Source organism: Tsukamurella asaccharolytica (assembly GCF_007858435.1).
In the GTDB taxonomy this organism is placed as follows: Bacteria; Actinomycetota; Actinomycetes; order Mycobacteriales; family Mycobacteriaceae; genus Tsukamurella; species Tsukamurella asaccharolytica.
In genome coordinates, this window is the sequence record NZ_VIGW01000002.1 from 103699 (window position 1) to 119959 (window position 16261).

Below are 16261 nucleotides of genomic sequence, written 5' to 3' on the forward strand. Positions count from 1 at the left end.
CCGACCGCCGTCAGGCGCGGAGCAGCGCGACGACGGCGGCGGCGTGGGTCTCGGGGATGAGCGCGAAGGACAGCAGCAGCGCGGTGTCGTCGACGTCGCCGTCGGTCAGGGCGTGCTCGGCGAGAGTCGAGACGCGGTAGCGGTGCCGGGCCAGGGTCGCCGTCGCGGCGGCGAGCGCCGCCTCGGAGCCCAGGTCCACAGTGAGGTGTAGGCCCGCGTCGGCGCCGAGAACGAGCGCATTCGGGAGGTACTCCGCGAGCGCCCGCCGGACGGCGGCGCGGCGAGCGCCGTAGGTGCGGGCCGCCCGGGCGACGTGGGCGTCCCAGGCGCCGGAGTCGAGGAAGTGAGCCAGCATCGAGGCCGCGGCACCGTCGACGCCCGCGCTCGAGCTGTGCCCGGCGTGCGGCAGCCCACGCAGCGACTCGGGGATCGCGGCCCATGCGAGCCGCAGCTGCGGACTCAGCGCTTTCGAGGCGGTGCCGAGGTAGACGACCCGGTCGGACGCGAGGGTCTGCAGCGCGGGCAGCGGCGCCACGTCGTAGGAGAATTCACCGTCGTAGTCGTCCTCGACGATCACGCTGCCCGTCTCGCGCGCCCAGTCGACGAGGTCGAGCCGACGAGCCATCGAGAGCCGCACACCGGTCGGGTACTGGTGCGCCGGGGTCGTGTAGACGAGGCATCTGCGGCGCGGCAACCGGTCGACGACAAGTCCGGCGGTGTCGACGGGTACGCCCACAACTTCGCTACCCGTCGCACGGAAGGCGTCGAAGGCCCGACGGTAGCCGGGCGTCTCCACCACGACCGGGGCGCCGAACTCCCCGGCGATCGTCGCCAGGGCCGGATTCACGCCCGGAAACAGGCGCAGGTCACGGGGCGCGGTCCGCACCGCGCGCCGGCGCCTCAGGTGCACGGCGAGCGCCTCCTGCAGCGCCGCGACGTGCGGCGCCGTCGAGGTCGAGGGCGGGAGTGCGGTCGCGTGCCGCCACGATCGCCGCCACCGGCGCTCGTCGATGAGGCCCACGTCGGGCACGCCCGGCACGAGAATCGTGTCCCACGGGTCCGACGGTGCCTCCTCCGCGCACCGCGGGGCGGACGCGGCGTGCAGCGCGTGCGCGAACCGGTCGGTTCCCGGCGCGATCCTGGTGCCACTGCCGGGGACCGCGGCCGTGACACCCATTGCGGCGAGAGTGTCGTAGGCGGCGATCACCGTGTTCCGGGCGACGCCCAGACCGGCGGCGAGCGCCCGCGAGGACGGCAGCATGTCACCTGGATGCAGAGCGCCCCGGTCGAGCCCGTCGAGCACGGCGTCAACGATCGCGGCGCCGGGGAGCGGGTCGCCGGCGTGCGCGAGCGCGATCCAGAAGTCCGGAAGGGACGCGGGTAGGCGGGCCACGCACCGAGAATACTGGTTCTTAGAATCGAGGAATTCTGGATCTTTCGGTGCACCGGTATCCAGTTCAGGATGGGTGTCATGGATACGCTCACCCGATACCCCGAGCGCGGCGGCGACCGCCGCCTCCTCGACGAGATCCTGGACGAGGGCATGGTCGCCGTGCTGTCGACGATCGCCGACGGACTCCCATGGTCGGTGCCGATCGCCTACGCCCGCCTCGGCGATAGAATCGTCGTGCACGGCTCGACGGGGGCCGGCGCCCTGCGGCACGTCGCTGCGGGCGCCCCTGCCACGCTCACCGTGACTCACCTCGATGCCCTGGTCGTGGCCGACACTGCCTTCGGCCACTCGATGAACTACCGCTCGGCGGTACTGCGCGGCGCACTCACCGCGGAGGTCGACGGCACGGACCTGCTCGACTCGTTCATCGACAAGATACTTCCCGGCCGCAGCGCCGAGATTCGCACCAACACCCGCAAGGAGCTCGCCGCGACGACCGTGCTCACCTTCCCGATCACGGCAGACAACTGGATCGCTAAGGCGCGCACTGGAGGAGCCCCGTCGACCGAGGGAGGATGGTCGGGCGTACTGCCACTCAGGAAGGGCTACGCCCGTATCGAGCCCACCCCCGGTCGTGAAACCCCGGTGCCCGCGTCGGTCCGCGCGGCGGTCGACGCGAGTGGCCCAGGGGCGTGCTGCGCTCCGACCTCGTGATTCCCCTCTCGGAACGGGCACAAATCACCCGCGCTGGGTACGGTTGAACTATGAGTGCTCCGACCTCGTCATCATCGTCGCCCGAACTGACCGCAGCGCTGCGCGCCATCCTGGACGGCCGGTGGGCCGCGACGAAGGACGTGGTACGCGAGCAGATCCAGGACGGAAACGTCGTCCCGAAAACGGGGCTGAGCCTGGACGAGTACCGCGAGCTGATGCTCTCGCAGATGAAGGACATGGTGCCGCTGGGCTTTCCGGCCGACGGCTTCAAGTCCGACCACGGTGGCACGGGCGACGTGGGGGCCGCGGTCAGCGCGATCGAGACGCTGGGCTACGGCGATCTGTCGCTGATGGTCAAGGCGGGCGTGCAGTGGGGCCTGTTCGGCGGCGCCGTGGAGAACCTCGGCACGCAATACCACCACGACACGTACGTCAAGGGGCTGATCGACCTCGACGTGCTCGGCTGTTTCGCCATGACCGAGACCGGACACGGCTCCAACGTGCAGGAGCTGGAGACCACCGCGACCTATTTCCCGGAGACCGGCGAGTTCGAGATCCACTCCCCCACCTCCAGCGCCCGCAAGGACTACATCGGCGGCGCCGCCGCGCACGCGCGCTGGGCCACCGTGTTCGCCCAGCTCATCACCGCGGGCCCCGGCGAGGAGCCGACGGGCCGCGGCGTGCACTGCTTCGTCGTGCCGATCCGCGACGAGAACGGCAACGACCTGCCCGGCATCACCACCTCCGACTGCGGCTACAAGGGTGGCCTGCCCGGCGTGGACAACGGCCGCATCGTCTTCGACCGCGTGCGCATCCCCCGGCGCGAGCTGCTGAACCGCTACGCGGACGTCGCGGAGGACGGAACCTATTCCAGCCCCATCGAATCCGACAATAAGCGCTTCTTCACGATGCTCGGCACCCTGATCCGCGGCCGCGTGACCGTCGGCGCCGCGGCGGGCGCTGCGGGTCGCCTCGGCATCACCCTCGCCACCAAGTACGCGCTGGTGCGCCGCCAGTTCGACGCGCCGGGGGGCGACAACGAGCTATTGCTGCTGGACTACCGCACCCACCAGCGCCGACTGCTACCGCTGGTCGCACGGGCCTACGCCTTCGCGATCGCGCAGAACGAGCTCACCGCCGAACTGCACGAGCTGCAGACCGCCGATCCCAACGACGTCGATCCCGACTACGCCCGCGAGATCGAAGGCAAGGCCGCCGCGATCAAGGCCGGCCACACCCGCCTCGCCTCGGACGCGATCAGCGCGGCCCGCGAGGCCTGCGGCGGCGCCGGCTACCTCTCGGAGAACCGGCTTCCGTTGCTGCGTGGCGACATCGACGTCTTCACCACGTTCGAGGGCGACAACCTGGTACTCACGCAGCTCGTCGCCAAGGAGCAGCTGACCGCGTACGCAGCCGATGTCCAGGGCCTCGACGCCGTGGGCTGGGTGCGCTTCGTCGCCGAGATGGCGCGCGATGTGGTGCTCGAGAAGACCGCTGCCCGCCAAGTCGTGCAGACGCTGCTCGACGACTCGAACGAGGACACCGAGGAGAGCGAGCTCACCCACCCCGGCACCCAACTGCGCCTGCTGCGCAATCGGGAGGATCACCTGCTGCGCACCGCCGCCGCCCGCATGCGTCGCGCCAAGGAGGAAGACGCCGACCCGCTCGAGGTCTTCACGGAGACGCAGGACCACCTGATCAAGGTGGGCGAGGCCCACATCGAGCGGATCGTTCTCGAGGCCTTCGTCGATGCGATCACCGACGTGCAGGACCGTGCGACGCGCGACGCGCTCAAGCTCATGCGCAACCTGTACGTGTACTCGTTGCTCGAGCGCGACCTGGGCTGGTTCCTCATGCACCGGCAGATCTCGGTGGAGCGCGCCAAGGCGATCCGCCGCGGTGTGAACGAGCTGTGCGGCAAGGCGCGGCCACTGGCCGACTCGCTGGTGGACGCCTTCGGCGTTCCCGCCGTCGCCCTCGACGTGCCGCTGCTCGACCCCGCGAACAGCGTCGCCGTCCGCTAGCGTCTCCCCGGTGTCGCCCCGCCCGCGGCGGAGCGACAGGGGCGGCCCCTACAGCGGCAGCAGGATGTCCTTCACGCGCGGATCGGTACGCAGGAAATCCTGTACCGCGGGATCTTTGAACGCCGCGACCAGGTTCGTGATGTTCTCGGTGTCCTTCCAGCGCGTGCCGATGGTCAGCTGCCCGGCGAACTCGTCGGGGGCGGGCGGCGCGAAGATCTCCTTGTCGATGCTCACGCCGGCGGCGAGGTAGTACTCGGTGTAGCCGACGGCGGCGTCGAGGTCGGGCAGCGCGCGGGTCTGTGCGGCGAAGTCGAGCAGGGGGAACTGCAGGTTCTTCGGGTTCGTCGCGATGTCCTTGACGGTGGCCTGCCACTTGTTCACGCCGGGCTTGAGGGTGATGAGCCCTGCGCGCTCGAGGAACCACAGCCCCTGGGCCTCGTTCGCCGGGTCCGAGTACAGCGACACCTTGGCGTTCTGCGGGAGTTGCTGCGGGTCGGTGTACTTGTCGGAGAACAGCCCGAAGCCCCACCGGAAGACGGGCGTCGCGGCCTCCTCCTGGAAGTCCGGATTGGCCTGCAGCACTTGGCCGAGCCACAGTTTGTGCTGGTAGATGGTGGCGGCCACCTCGCCCTCGCTGACGGCACGGTTGATCGTGGTGGAGTCGGCGAGGCCCTTGAAGGCGACCTTGATGCCGTGCCGCGGGGCCACGTCCCGCGCGATGAACTCGATGAGAGCCTTCTCCGCCGCATTGCCTTCGGTGGTGGCGACCAGCAGGGTCGCTCCGGCGGTCTCGTTGGCGGTCTTCGCGTCCGACCCGCCGAGGGCGCGCCACCCCACGAATCCGGCCACCACGAGCGCCACGAGGACGACGGCGCCGATGATCAGGGGACGGCGCGAGCCGCGCGTGGTGAAGCCGTGATCGTCGTCCGCGGAGGATTCTGCGGGCGTGGGGGTCTGGGTGTCGCTCATGCGAGGGCCTTTCGGAGGACGGTCTGTTCGGGGGTGAGGTAGCGCACGAGGGCGTCGCCGGTCAGCTGGATCGCGGTGACCACGACGATGAGCACGACGATGGTGGCGATCATGACGCCGTGGTCGAAGCGCTGGTAACCGTAGGTCACGGCGACGTACCCGAGGCCGCCCGCGCCGATGGTGCCGGCGATCGTGGAGTACTCGATCATGGCGATGGTGTTGATGGTGAGGCCGCCGACGATGCCGGGAAGCGCCTCGGGGATCTGTGCGCCCCAAATGATCTGGGCATTCGATCCGCCCGATGCCTTGGCCACGGTCACGACGTCGGGAGGCAGGGCGCGCAGGCTGTTCTCGACGATGCGCGCGAAGAACGCGATACCCGCGATGGACATCGGGACGACCGCGGCGGCGATCCCGATGTTGGTGCCCGTGACGAACCGGGTGAACGGGATGATCGCCGTCATCAGCACGAGGAAGGGCAGCGACCGCCCGATGCTGATGACCCACGTGAGCGGTTGGTGCAGCGACGGTTTCGCGAGCAGCCCGCCGGGTGCGAGATTGTGCACCAGGGCACCGAGCGGCACCCCCACGACGAGCACGATCACCATGACGAGGCCGACCATGATCACCGTGTCACGCAGCGCGGGCAACACCAGGTCAGGGATCTCGTTGATCGGCACGGTGATCCCGGAGGCGAGGAGGGTCATGCCGCCACCACCTCGCGCGAGGCGGCATCGGTGCGCAGGCCGAGGGCGCGTGCCGCCTCGAGGACGCGGGGCAGGTCACCGTCGTCCACGCCGACGGTGACGGTCCCGACCGTGACACCCCCGACGGCCTGCACGGACGCCGCGAGCAGCGCGACGGCGGCCCCGGTTTCGAGAGTGACGCGGCTGAGCCAGTCGGCCGGTACCGCCGTGTCGTAGGTCAGTCGCACCGTCGCCTGGCCCGACGGTGCGCTCGCCGCGGGTCCGGCGGCGCGCAGGGCCTCGCCGAGCACCGATTCCGGGTCGGTGAGCAGGTCGACGAGGGCGCCCTGCTCGGCGAGGACGCCGTGGTCGAGGCGGGCGGCGCTGTCCGCGACGCGGACGATGGTGTCCATCTCGTGCGTGATGAGCACGACGGCGAGGTTCAGCTCGTCGCGCACGTCGCGGAGCAGGTCGAGGTACTGCGCGGTGGCCTCGGGGTCGAGGCCCGACGTGGCCTCGTCGGAGAGTAGGACCTTGGGCCTCAGCGCCAGGGCGCGGGCGATCCCGACGCGCTGCCGCTGGCCGCCGGAGAGCTGGTACGGATAGTGTCCGGCTTTGTCTGCCAGGCCCACTCGGTCCAGCAGCTCGGCGACCCGGGCCCGCGCCTCCCCTTTCGTGACGCCCAGGTACTCGAGCGGCAGCGCGACGTTCTCGGCCGCGGTGCGGCGGCGCAACAGGCTCGATGCCTGGAAGACGGTGCCGATCCGGCGGCGCGCCGCCCGCAGCTCCCCCTCCGGCAGCGCTGTCAGGTCCTGCCCGCCGATCACGACGGTGCCGCTCGTCGGCCGCTCCAGCAGGTTCAGGCACTGGGCGAGCGTCGACTTCCCTGCGCCGCTGGGGCCGACGACGGCGAAGATCTCGCCCGCGGCCACGGTGAAGCCCACGTCGCGCAGCACGGGCGTCGCCGCCGCGCCGGTCCCGTAGGTCTTGGTGAGGTTGCGCACCTCGATCATCTGTCCTCCTCGCGATGTGAGGAGAACAGTGCGGCACCCGCCCCGGCGAGAGAACGGTTGCGGTCACCTGATTCGGGGCCGCCCCGGGTCAGGCGCCGGCCGGGGGGATCGTCGCCGCGCTGGATCCGGCCTCATCACCGCGCAGTGACCGGATGAGCGCGAGGGCGCCGGCACCGTCGGGCAGCTCGTCCATCCCGGCGGTGAGGGCGATCCCCAGGCACGCGCCACTGATCACGCGGTCGGCGTACTCCAACGGGTCGCCCCACGGCAGGAAGGGCTTGGCGACGAGCAGCGAGGCGACGCCGTGCACCACGGTGAGCATGCGCAGCGCGATGGGCTGCGGATCGCCGGGCGGGTAGTAGCCCAGCGCCTGGAGGTCGCGCACGTTCTGCTCGAGGTGCGCGAAGGCCGCGGTGTTGAGCACGATGTCGACGTCGGAGGCGTCCTCCGACGGGGTCATCGCCGCGAGCCGGTACAGCTCGGGCGTCCCGAGCGCGAACCGCACGTACGCCAGCCCCTGCGCCCGCGCGGCGTCGAGCGGGGTCGGCGCGCCCGCCGCGGCCTCGCTGAGCGCGTCGTCGAGCTGCCCCAGGTACCGCGCGACGACGGCGGTGAGCAGCGCGTGCTTGTCCGGGTAGTGCAGGTAGATCGACGGCGGAGTGACGCCGGCGCGCTGCGCCACCGCCCGGATCGAGACCGCCTCGGCGCTGCCCGTCGCGATGAGCAGATCGGTGGCGGCGTCGAGGATCTCGGCCGCCAGCCGCTCCCCGTCGCCGCGCTTGTTGCGTCGTCGTCGCTGCTCCATCGCCCTACGATTCTCGCAGACCGACGCGGTCGTACAGCCGCTTCATCGGGGCCGGCGCCCACCAGTTCCACACGCCCGCCACGCGCATGAACGCGGGCACGAGGAGCATGCGGATCAGGGTGGCGTCCAGCAGCACCGCGATCATCATGCCCACGCCGAACATCTTCATGAAGGAGACGCCGGCGAAACCGATGGCGGCGAAGACGATCGCCATGAGCAGCGCGGCGGCGGTCACCACCCGGCCGGTGCGGGTGATGCCCATCGCCACGGCCTCGTTGTTGGCGGCGTGGTCCTTCGTCTCCGAGTGGTCCCAGAACTCCTTGATCCGGGAGAGCAGGAAGACCTCGTAGTCCATCGAGAGCCCGAAGGCGATGCAGAACATCAGCACCGGCATGTTCGCGATGATCGCGCCGGTCACCGTCGTGTCGAGCCCGCCGAACCAGCCCCACTGGAAGATCGCGACCAGCGCGCCGAATACCGCCGACAGCGAGATCACGTTCATCACCAGCGCCTTGATCGGCAGGACCAGCGAGCCGGTGAGCAGGAACAGCAGCAGGAAGGTGGTCACCGCGATCACGATGAGCACCGTCGGCAGGGTGTCGAGGATCGATTCCACCGAGTCCCGGTTGAGCTGCGCGGAGCCGCCGAAGGTCGGGGGCGCGGGAGCCTGCACCTCGTGCAGCCGGTCGAGCTGATCGGACGCGGCCTGCGACAGCGGATCGAGCTTCGACGAGACCAACAGCAGCACAGTCCCGTTCGCGGCCCGCGCGGTCGGGTCACCGTCGGCGACGCGCTGCCCGGCGAGGTACGTGCCCGACGGCGCCACGACCGCCCCGGTGTCCGGGACCCGCGACAGGCGCACGGCGTAGTCGGCTACGGCGCCGTCGTCGGCGGGAGCGGTCAGCACCACGCTCACCTGGCCCGAGGCGTCCTCGGCGAAGTCGGAGCGGATGGTGTCGCCCACCTGGTGCGAGCTCGACGAGGACGGCAGCACCCGATCGTCGGGGAATCCGAAATGTATGCTCAGGAAAGGTGTTCCGAGAATCAGCAACAGCGCCACGAGCGCGAGGCCGATGGGTACGGCGCGGCGCAGGACGGCGCGGGTGAGCCGGTAGAAGAGGCTGTCGCGCGGGGCGGGTTCGGCGCGGCGGCGGCCGATCTTCAGGGCGTCCACGCGGTCGCCGAGCACCGTGAGGATCGCGGGCGTGAGGATCAGCGTCGCGAGCGCGGCGAAGACGACCACGGCGACGCCGGCGTAGGCGAAGGACCGCAGGAAGTACATCGGGAAGAGCGCCATCGCGGCCAACGAGAGGCCGACGATCACCGCCGAGAAGAGCACCGTTCGGCCCGCGGTGTTCATGGTGCGACGCAGGGCCTCCGGCCGGTCGCCGCCCGCGGCCACCTCCTCGCGGTAGCGGGAGATGACGAGCAGTGTGTAGTCGATCGCGAGGGCGAGCCCCATCGCGGTGGTGAGGTTGAGTGCGAAGATCGAGACGTCGGTGAATTCGGTGAAGGCGCGCAGGATGCCGGAGGTCGCGATGATCGAGGCGACGCCGATGAGTACGGGGATCGCCGCGGCCACCAGCCCGCCGAAGACCCAGACCAGCACGAGGAACGTGATGGGGATGGCGACGGCCTCTGCCAGCAGCAGGTCCCGCGAGGACTGGTCGTTGATCTGCGCGTAGCTGTAGGCCTGTCCGCCGGGCGTCATGGTGATCGACGGGGGCGGCTGCGGCAGGTCGCCGACGATGGCCTTGGCGTTGAGCGGGGCCTGGGACTCGCCGCCGGCGATCGCGGCCACGATGAGCGCGGTGCGCTTGTCCTCGCTGAGCAGCATCGGCGTCGGGGTGGTGAAGCCGTCCATCACGTTCTCGACGCGACCGTCGGACTTCAGCCGGTCCACCAGGGCACGGCCGTACTCGCCCGCGGCGGCCTCCTGCCCCTCGGGGATCGAGACGGCGAGCACCAGCGGCAGCCCGCCGCGATGGAAGTCGTCGGCCATACGGTTGTACGTCTGCATGGCCTCGGCCTGCGGGTCGACATAGCCGCCGGCCTGCAGTTTGTCGGCGACGCCGACGCCCGCGAAACCCAGCGCCGCGAGCAGGACCACGGCCAGCAGAAGCACGGATTTCGCGCGGCGCGTGACGAAGCGGGTCAGTGCGTCGATCATCGAGCGTGCCCTTCTGTTGTATTAACGACGTTAAGTTAACATCGTTAATACAAGGCGCGTCAACCGCCCCGGGAAGGAGATCTCCGGCCGGAGGGCGGGAGGGGTTCGCTACACGCCGCCGAGACGGTTCTCGCCGAGGCTGTGCACGAAGCGCGGGCCGAGCAGGGCCAGCTCGCGGGCGTAGGTCTCGGACCAGCCGCCGAAGGGGACGTGCGCGAGGTACTCATTGCGGAAGCGCTCGTCCTCGGAGACCTCGGTCGCACAGAAGTCGGGGATCGCGAGGTCCACGACGGGGCCTCCGCGCTCCACCTCCGCCATCACGAGCGGGGCGTTGGCGCCCAGGAAGTCGTCGATGATCCAGCCGTCCTCGCCCAGCCACATGGAGTAGCGGACCTTCGCGACCACGTGCTCGGCGCGGCGGACTATCTGGCCTGCCACGAGTGCGTCGAGTTCGCGCTCGGCCTCGTACCGGGTGCCGCTCACCGCTGGCCCCTTCGCGGTCATGGTGCCGGTGGTCACGCCGTCGAGGGCATCGACCAGCACGCCGGGGTCGTCGGTCAGCTCCGACGGTGCCGGCCCCTGCACGCGGACCCGGACGGCGTAGCCGTCGGCGGCGAACAGGTAGGCCTGCACGATCAGGGTCGGCGCCGGGTCGAGGGCAGCGGCCTCGGGAACCTCGCGCACGAAGAACTTGCGCTCGAACTCGAAGTCCCCGAAACCCTGCTCAGACATGCTTCCACCGTAGACGGTCGGGGCCGCGATCCGTGGGAAGCGGCCCGCTCAGACCAGCGTGTAGCCGGCCTCCGCGACGGCGGCCTCGACGGCGTCCCGGGTCAGCTCGGCCTCGCTGGCGACGGTGACGGCGCCGGTCTCGACGTCCACCTCGACGCCGGTGACGCCGCCGATCTCCGAGATCTCCTCACGCACCGAGGACGCGCAGTGCCCGCAGGTCATGCCGGTCACGGTGTAGGTGGTCTCCACTGCCATATCTCGCTCCTTCAACACTCGCACGCGATCGTCGTTCGTCGCGCGCCGTCAACGCTACCCCCTAGGGGTATCACTCGCCATCGCGGCGGTGCGGCGATCCGGTCGGCGAGCCCGCTGCACCCCTCGCACACCCGACCGGTTCTGTACGTACGCTCACAGCATGCCCATTCCCGAGTACGTCCGCAGCATCCGCGAGAAGATCGGCACCGACCTGCTGTGGCTGCCCGGCGTCGCGGCGGTGGTGGTGAACGACGCCGGGGAGGTCCTGCTCGGCCGGCGCGCCGACACCGGAGAGTGGGCGGCGATCGCGGGGATCCTCGAGCCCGGCGAGCAGCCCGCGGAGGCGATCGTCCGTGAGATCCGGGAGGAGGCCGGCGTCGAGGCCGAGGTGATCGACCTGCTCGCGCTGCGCACCGACGAGCCCGTCCGCTACCCGAACGGCGATGCGGCGCAGTACCTCACGCTGCTGTTCCTGTGCCGGTACGTCTCCGGCGACGCGCACGTCGCCGACGACGAGTCCCTCGAGGTCGGGTGGTCCGTCCCGAGGCGCTGCCCCCGATGTCCGTGCGGCAGCGCGAGCGCGTGCACCGGGGCCTCGCCGCCCTCCGCGGCGACACCCGCCCCGCCTGGCTCTGACCGCGTCCCGAAATTACGGTCCAGCCGGCGTCGGCGGCATGATCGCCTGCGTTAGCGGGCGAGCAGCGGCTCCAGGGCCGCGCGCAGCGCGTAGTCGTTGCGGGCCCAGGCCTGCACGATCGAGCCGTCGACGAGCTGGATCCCCATGCCGTAGCGGCGCCGCGGCACGGTGCGCAGCCGCCCCATCGCACGGGCCGAGGACCATGCCGGGAAGTCCTCCGGCTTGGCCTTGCGCGGGTGGTCGGGGGCCTTGCCGGGCAGGATGCGCGCGATCTCGGCGACGGGGATCGTCTCCTCGCCGCAGCGCAGCTCGTCAGGGGTGAGCTCCACGGAGACGTGCGTGCGTCCCGCGGTGACCTGCAGCCAGACGAAGCCCTGCGTCGCCAGGCCCAGCAGCAACCAGATCCACCAATCCGAGGTGCGACCGGCGAGCAGCCACTGGGTGAGGATCATCCCCACCGTCGCGAGCGGCACGAGCAGCAGCCACCCGCGGGAGAGCCCCCGTTCGGCGTACAGCGGCGTCACCGGCTGGCCGCCGCGGATCCCGGGTTGAAGTACGCGAGCGATTCGCGGCTGTTCGCCGTGATGATCGCCCCCACGACGGCGATGGCCGCGAGAATCGCCGGGATCGCGATCGTCGCGTTCCCGGAGAAGAATGCGAGCACGCCCTGCACCAGCACGAACGCGGCGGCGAACTGCAGCACCAGACGCGCCCAGCCGTGCCCGCGCCACAGGAGGTAGACAAGGACCGCCGCGACGGCGACACCCACGACCACCATCACGACGGCGAGCACGAAGGTCGTGGTGTCGAACTGCTCGAAGGTCGTGTACTGCTCGCGGGAGGTTCGCGCGATGATGCCGTCGCCCTCACGCATCCGATCGAACTGCTCGCGCAGCGCGTCGGAGCCGCGGTTCGAGATCGCCTGCGCGATGCGGGAGATCGCCGACGCGATGAGCACGAAGACCCACAGCTGCACGCAGAGCTTCACGTCGTCGGGTCGCGGGCCGCGCTCCGGCTTCGGCGCGGGCGGCGGCGCGGGCCACGTAGGCGGCTGCGGACCGAGACCGGGCCAGACGGGACCCTGATGCTGCATGTTCACCACTGCGCTCCCTCTGTCCGGCGGCCGCGGGCCGAATCGTCGTGTACGGGGCTCGCGTTCACCATGTTCCCTTCGTCAGCCACCGTGCGGCCTCGACGGCCCAGTAGGTGAGAACGATGTCGGCGCCGGCGCGCCGGATCGACAGAAGCGACTCGCGGACCGCCGCGTCGCGGTCGATCCACCCGTTCTGCGCCGCGGCGGTGATCATCGCGTACTCGCCCGAGATCTGATAGGCGGCGACGGGCACCGGCGAGGCGGCGGCGACGTCCGCCAGCACGTCGAGATAGCTCATCGCGGGCTTGACCATCACGATGTCGGCGCCCTCGGCGAGGTCGAGTTCCAGCTCGCGCAGCGACTCGCGCCGGTTCGCGGCGTCCTGCTGGTAGGTCCGGCGGTCGCCCTGCAGCGACGAGCCGACGGCCTCGCGGAACGGGCCGTAGAAGGGCGAGGCGTACTTCGCGGTGTAGGCGAGCAGCGAGACGTCCTGGTGTCCTGCGGTGTCCAGCGCGGAGCGCAGCACCCCGATCTGGCCGTCCATCATCCCCGACGGCCCCAGCATATGCGCCCCTGCGTCGGCCTGCGCCACGCCCATGAGGGCGTACCGCTCCAGGGTGGCGTCGTTGTCGACGCGCCCGGCACCGTCGAGCACGCCGCAGTGGCCGTGCGAGGTGAACTCGTCGAGGCACGTGTCGGCCATGATCACCGTGGCATCGCCGAGGTCGTCACGCAGCGCCCGCAGGCTGCGGTTGAGCACCCCGTCGGGATTCCACGACGCGCTGCCCTCGGCGTCCTTGTCGGCGTCGTCGGGAACGCCGAACAGCATGATCCCGCCCACGCCCTCGCGCACGGCCTCGTCCGCCGCGGCGCGGAGCGAGTCCGGCGTGTGCTGCACGACGCCCGGCATCGACGAGATGGGCAGCGGCGCGTCGATCCCGTCGCGCACGAACATCGGCAGCACGAGTTGCCGGGGTTCCACCGAGACCTCGGCGACGAGCCGCCGGACTGCGGGTGTGGCGCGCAGCCTGCGGGGACGGACGTGCGGAAAACTCATGGTTCCAGCCTACGGACGGCGCCGGGAGCGAGGCGATCGGGCCGCGTCAGCTCCGCGAGCGACGCGGCTTCTTCCGCGGCGGGGGCAGGGCACCCTCCGCGCGGAGCTGCGAGGCGTGTGCGGCGAGGGCCTCCACGAGCGCCTCCACCGACGCGGTCTCCGGCTGCACGTCCACCCGCAGGCCGAACTCGATCGCGGTCTCGGCCGTCTTCGGGCCGATGCACGCGACGATGGTGCGGGCGTGCGGCTTGCCGGCGATGCCGACCAGGTTGCGCACCGTCGAGCTGGAGGTGAAGCAGACCGCGTCGAAGTCGCCGGACTTGATCATGTCGCGGGTCGCTGCGGGCGGCGGCGCGGCGCGCACCGTGCGGTACGCGGTCACGTCGTCGATCTCCCAGCCCCGGTCGCGCAGGCCCTCGGCGAGGGTCTCGGTAGCGATGTCGGCGCGCGGCAGCAGGACGCGGTTGACCGGGTCGAAGACGTCGTCGAAGGGCGGGAAGACCTCGAGCATGCCCAGGCTGGACTGCTCGCCCGTCGGCAGCAGCTCCGGCTCGACGCCGAAGGCGCGGACCTTGGCCGCGGTCTGCTCGCCGACGCACGCGATCTTCACGCCGGAGAAGGCGCGGGCGTCCAGGCCGAACTCGATGAACTTCTCCCAGACGGCGCGCACGGCGTTCGTTGAGGTGAAGACCACCCACTGGTAGCGGCCGTCGACGAGGCCCTTGACCGCGCGCTCCATCTGCGCGGGGCTGCGGGGCGGCTCGACCGCGATGGTCGGGACTTCCATCGGGATGGAGCCGTGGGCACGCAGCCGGTTCGACATCTCGGCGGCCTGGTCCTTGGTGCGGGGCACGAGCACGGTCCAGCCGTACAGCGCGCGCGACTCCCACCAGGAGAGCTTGTTCCGCTGGCCCACGACCTTGCCGACGGTGACCACGAGCGGGCCCGGCAGGCCCGCCCCGGCCTCGTTCAGCGTGGCGAGGGTCGCCTCGACGGTCTTCTGCTTGCAGGTGGAGCCCTGCGCGGTGACGGCGACCGGGGTCTGCGGAGCGAGGCCGTTCTCGACCAGCGCGGAGGCGGTGTCGGCGAGGTGCTCGGCGGTCGCGCTCAGGACCAGGGGCGACGGGGCCGCGGCCAGCGCCGCCCAGTCGACCTCGCCGCGCACGTCGGCCTCGGTGTGCGCCGAGCCCAGCGCCATACCGGCGTAGGTGGGGACGGCGGTCGCGGGCGCCAGGCCCGGGACGATCTCGAAGGCGATCTGCGTGCGGGCCACGGCGTTGACCTCGGCGAGCACCGCGTCGGACGACAGCGGATCGCCGGCGACGAGGCGCACGACGTCGAGGCCGTGGCGGGCCTGCGCCAGCAGGGTCTTGGCGACCTCCGCGGGCTCGCCCAGCGCGGGCGCGACGGTGGCGGGGTTACGCACGGCGGGCTCGCCCTTGCGGCCCTTCGCGGCCGTCTCGGCGGCGTCCTCGTCGGCCTCGACGGGCTCGGGCGGCAGCGCCGTACCCACCATGTCGATGACCGCCTGCGGAACGTCGGGGTCGGTGTAGACCGTCCGGGCGCCCGCGATAGTCTGCTCAGCGCGCAGGGTGAGGAGCCCTGGATCACCCGGTCCGGATCCCACGAAGGTGATGCGGCCCGGTGCCACCGCCCGGCCCCGGGCGGGCTTGTTCGACTTCGCGGCGCCGCGGGTGGACACCGTCTCGGTGTCGGCCTTCGCGGACTGTGCAGTGCGGCTCATGTATCGGCTCCCAGTAGTTGCGGGTGCTACGCGAGCAGGTCGCGTGCGCCCAGGTCGAGCAGCTCCCGTGCCAGCGCGATGCCCAGCGCGCCGGCGTCACCCACCGGACCGACCACGGAGGCGCGGACCGAATCGGAGCCGTCCGCCGCGAGCGCGATGCCGCGCAACGACAGCTCCTCGAAGATCCGACCGTCGTCGTCGAGGGATTCGACGACTTCCGCGATCGCACCGACGGGTGCGGTACACCCGGCCTCCAGCTCGGCGAGGAGGGCGCGCTCGGCGGTGACCGCCGCGCGCGTGACCGGATCGTCCAGGCCGGAGAGCACGGAATGCAGTTCCGCATCGTCGCGTCGGCACTCCACCGCGAGCGCGCCCTGTGCGGGCGCCGGCAGCATCTGCACCGGATCCAGCGCCTCCGTCACCTCGTTGTGGCGACCGATCCGCTTGAGTCCGGCGAGGGCGACCACGATCGCGTCGAGTTCGCCGTCCGCTACTTTGCGTAACCGAGAGTCAAGATTGCCTCGTAGGGGGCGGATTTCCAAACCCAGACCCAGTGCGTTAAGCTGCGTGGCTCGCCGCGGGCTGGAGGTACCGATCACCGACCCCGCCGGCAGCTCCCCGAGCACCAGGCCGTCGCGCGCCACGAGGGCGTCGCGCGCGTCCTCGCGGGGCGGCACGGCGGGCATCGAGAGCCGCTCGTCGGGCGCGGTGGGCAGGTCCTTGTACGAGTGCACGGCCACGTCGACCTCGCCGTTCGCGAGCGCGTCGCGCAGCGCGGAGGTGAACACGCCCACCCCGATCTTCTCGACCGGATCGGAGCTCAGGTCGCCCGGCGTGGCCACGATGACCAGCTCGGCGGGGTGGCCCGCCGCGATCAGGGCGTCGCGCACGGTGCCGGCCTGCGTCGTCGCCAGCAGCGAGCCGCGGGTGCCGATGCGGATGAGGTCGGGAATCGGGGTGGAGGTCACT

At 71.2% G+C, this 16261-nt stretch carries 16 protein-coding genes; 3 read left to right on the forward strand and 13 right to left on the reverse strand.

Annotated elements, in window-relative coordinates:
• Positions 1–10: 10 nt before the first annotated feature.
• A complete protein-coding gene (locus FK529_RS03685; RefSeq protein WP_158635038.1) occupies positions 11–1393 on the reverse strand; it encodes an aminotransferase-like domain-containing protein in 1383 nt (460 codons plus the stop codon).
• A 78-nt stretch (positions 1394–1471) separates the two neighbouring features.
• Here FK529_RS03685 and FK529_RS03690 point away from each other — a divergent pair, with 78 nt between their 5' ends.
• Entirely contained in the window at positions 1472–2107 is a 636-nt protein-coding gene (locus tag FK529_RS03690) for a pyridoxamine 5'-phosphate oxidase family protein (RefSeq protein ID WP_231702909.1), read from the forward strand.
• A gap of 50 nt (positions 2108–2157) precedes the next feature.
• On the forward strand, positions 2158–4131 hold the full coding sequence (locus FK529_RS03695) for an acyl-CoA dehydrogenase family protein (RefSeq protein ID WP_146559684.1): 1974 nt from the start codon (positions 2158–2160) through the stop codon (positions 4129–4131).
• 48 nt (positions 4132–4179) lie between these two features.
• Here the strand turns inward: FK529_RS03695 and FK529_RS03700 are convergent, their stop codons facing one another.
• The 7 genes from FK529_RS03700 to FK529_RS03730 all read right to left on the reverse strand — a co-directional run bounded on the left by FK529_RS03700 (position 4180) and on the right by FK529_RS03730 (position 10761).
• A complete protein-coding gene (locus FK529_RS03700) occupies positions 4180–5100 on the reverse strand; it encodes a MetQ/NlpA family ABC transporter substrate-binding protein (protein WP_146559685.1) in 921 nt (306 codons plus the stop codon).
• Positions 5097–5807, reverse strand: coding sequence for a methionine ABC transporter permease (locus tag FK529_RS03705; RefSeq protein ID WP_146559686.1), 711 nt, complete (start codon positions 5805–5807; stop codon positions 5097–5099). The genes FK529_RS03700 and FK529_RS03705 overlap by 4 nt, the downstream gene beginning before the upstream one ends.
• Positions 5804–6799: a methionine ABC transporter ATP-binding protein gene (locus tag FK529_RS03710; RefSeq protein WP_146559687.1), complete on the reverse strand. Its 996-nt coding sequence runs from the start codon at positions 6797–6799 to the stop codon at positions 5804–5806. Before FK529_RS03710 ends, FK529_RS03705 begins: the two co-directional genes overlap by 4 nt.
• 88 nt (positions 6800–6887) lie before the next feature.
• Positions 6888–7604: a TetR/AcrR family transcriptional regulator gene (locus FK529_RS03715; RefSeq protein ID WP_146559688.1), complete on the reverse strand. Its 717-nt coding sequence runs from the start codon at positions 7602–7604 to the stop codon at positions 6888–6890.
• A 4-nt stretch (positions 7605–7608) separates the two neighbouring features.
• Positions 7609–9774, reverse strand: a complete 2166-nt coding sequence (locus FK529_RS03720; RefSeq protein ID WP_146559689.1) for an MMPL family transporter — start codon at positions 9772–9774, stop codon at positions 7609–7611.
• Between the two features lie 108 nt (positions 9775–9882).
• Positions 9883–10506, reverse strand: coding sequence for a CYTH domain-containing protein (locus FK529_RS03725; RefSeq protein ID WP_146559690.1), 624 nt, complete (start codon positions 10504–10506; stop codon positions 9883–9885).
• Between the two features lie 48 nt (positions 10507–10554).
• Positions 10555–10761, reverse strand: a complete 207-nt coding sequence (locus tag FK529_RS03730) for a heavy-metal-associated domain-containing protein (protein WP_146559691.1) — start codon at positions 10759–10761, stop codon at positions 10555–10557.
• A 160-nt stretch (positions 10762–10921) separates the two neighbouring features.
• On the opposite strand from FK529_RS03730, the gene FK529_RS03735 reads away from it, so the two are divergent.
• Positions 10922–11452 (forward strand): NUDIX hydrolase, encoded by a 531-nt coding sequence (locus FK529_RS03735; RefSeq protein WP_146559692.1) that lies wholly within the window; start codon positions 10922–10924, stop codon positions 11450–11452.
• On the opposite strand, the gene mce1N is transcribed toward FK529_RS03735, so the two are convergent.
• Genes mce1N through hemC form a run of 5 tightly spaced genes read right to left on the reverse strand, consistent with a single transcriptional unit; the run spans position 11449 to position 16260 of the window.
• Positions 11449–11922, reverse strand: coding sequence for a transport-regulating membrane protein Mce1N (gene mce1N / locus FK529_RS03740; protein WP_146559693.1), 474 nt, complete (start codon positions 11920–11922; stop codon positions 11449–11451). The two genes, FK529_RS03735 and mce1N, sit on opposite strands and share 4 nt — an antisense overlap.
• The gene (locus FK529_RS03745; protein WP_146559694.1) at positions 11919–12497 is read right to left on the reverse strand and encodes a hypothetical protein; all 579 of its coding nucleotides are present in this window, start codon (positions 12495–12497) and stop codon (positions 11919–11921) included. The genes mce1N and FK529_RS03745 overlap by 4 nt, the downstream gene beginning before the upstream one ends.
• 58 nt (positions 12498–12555) lie before the next feature.
• A complete protein-coding gene (gene hemB / locus FK529_RS03750) occupies positions 12556–13548 on the reverse strand; it encodes a porphobilinogen synthase (protein ID WP_146559695.1) in 993 nt (330 codons plus the stop codon).
• A 46-nt stretch (positions 13549–13594) separates the two neighbouring features.
• Positions 13595–15292 carry a bifunctional uroporphyrinogen-III C-methyltransferase/uroporphyrinogen-III synthase gene (locus tag FK529_RS03755; protein WP_146559696.1) on the reverse strand — a complete coding sequence of 566 codons (1698 nt, stop codon included), beginning with the start codon at positions 15290–15292 and terminating at the stop codon, positions 13595–13597.
• Between the two features lie 26 nt (positions 15293–15318).
• A complete protein-coding gene (gene hemC, locus FK529_RS03760; RefSeq protein WP_193559659.1) occupies positions 15319–16260 on the reverse strand; it encodes a hydroxymethylbilane synthase in 942 nt (313 codons plus the stop codon).
• Position 16261: the final 1 nt, after the last annotated feature.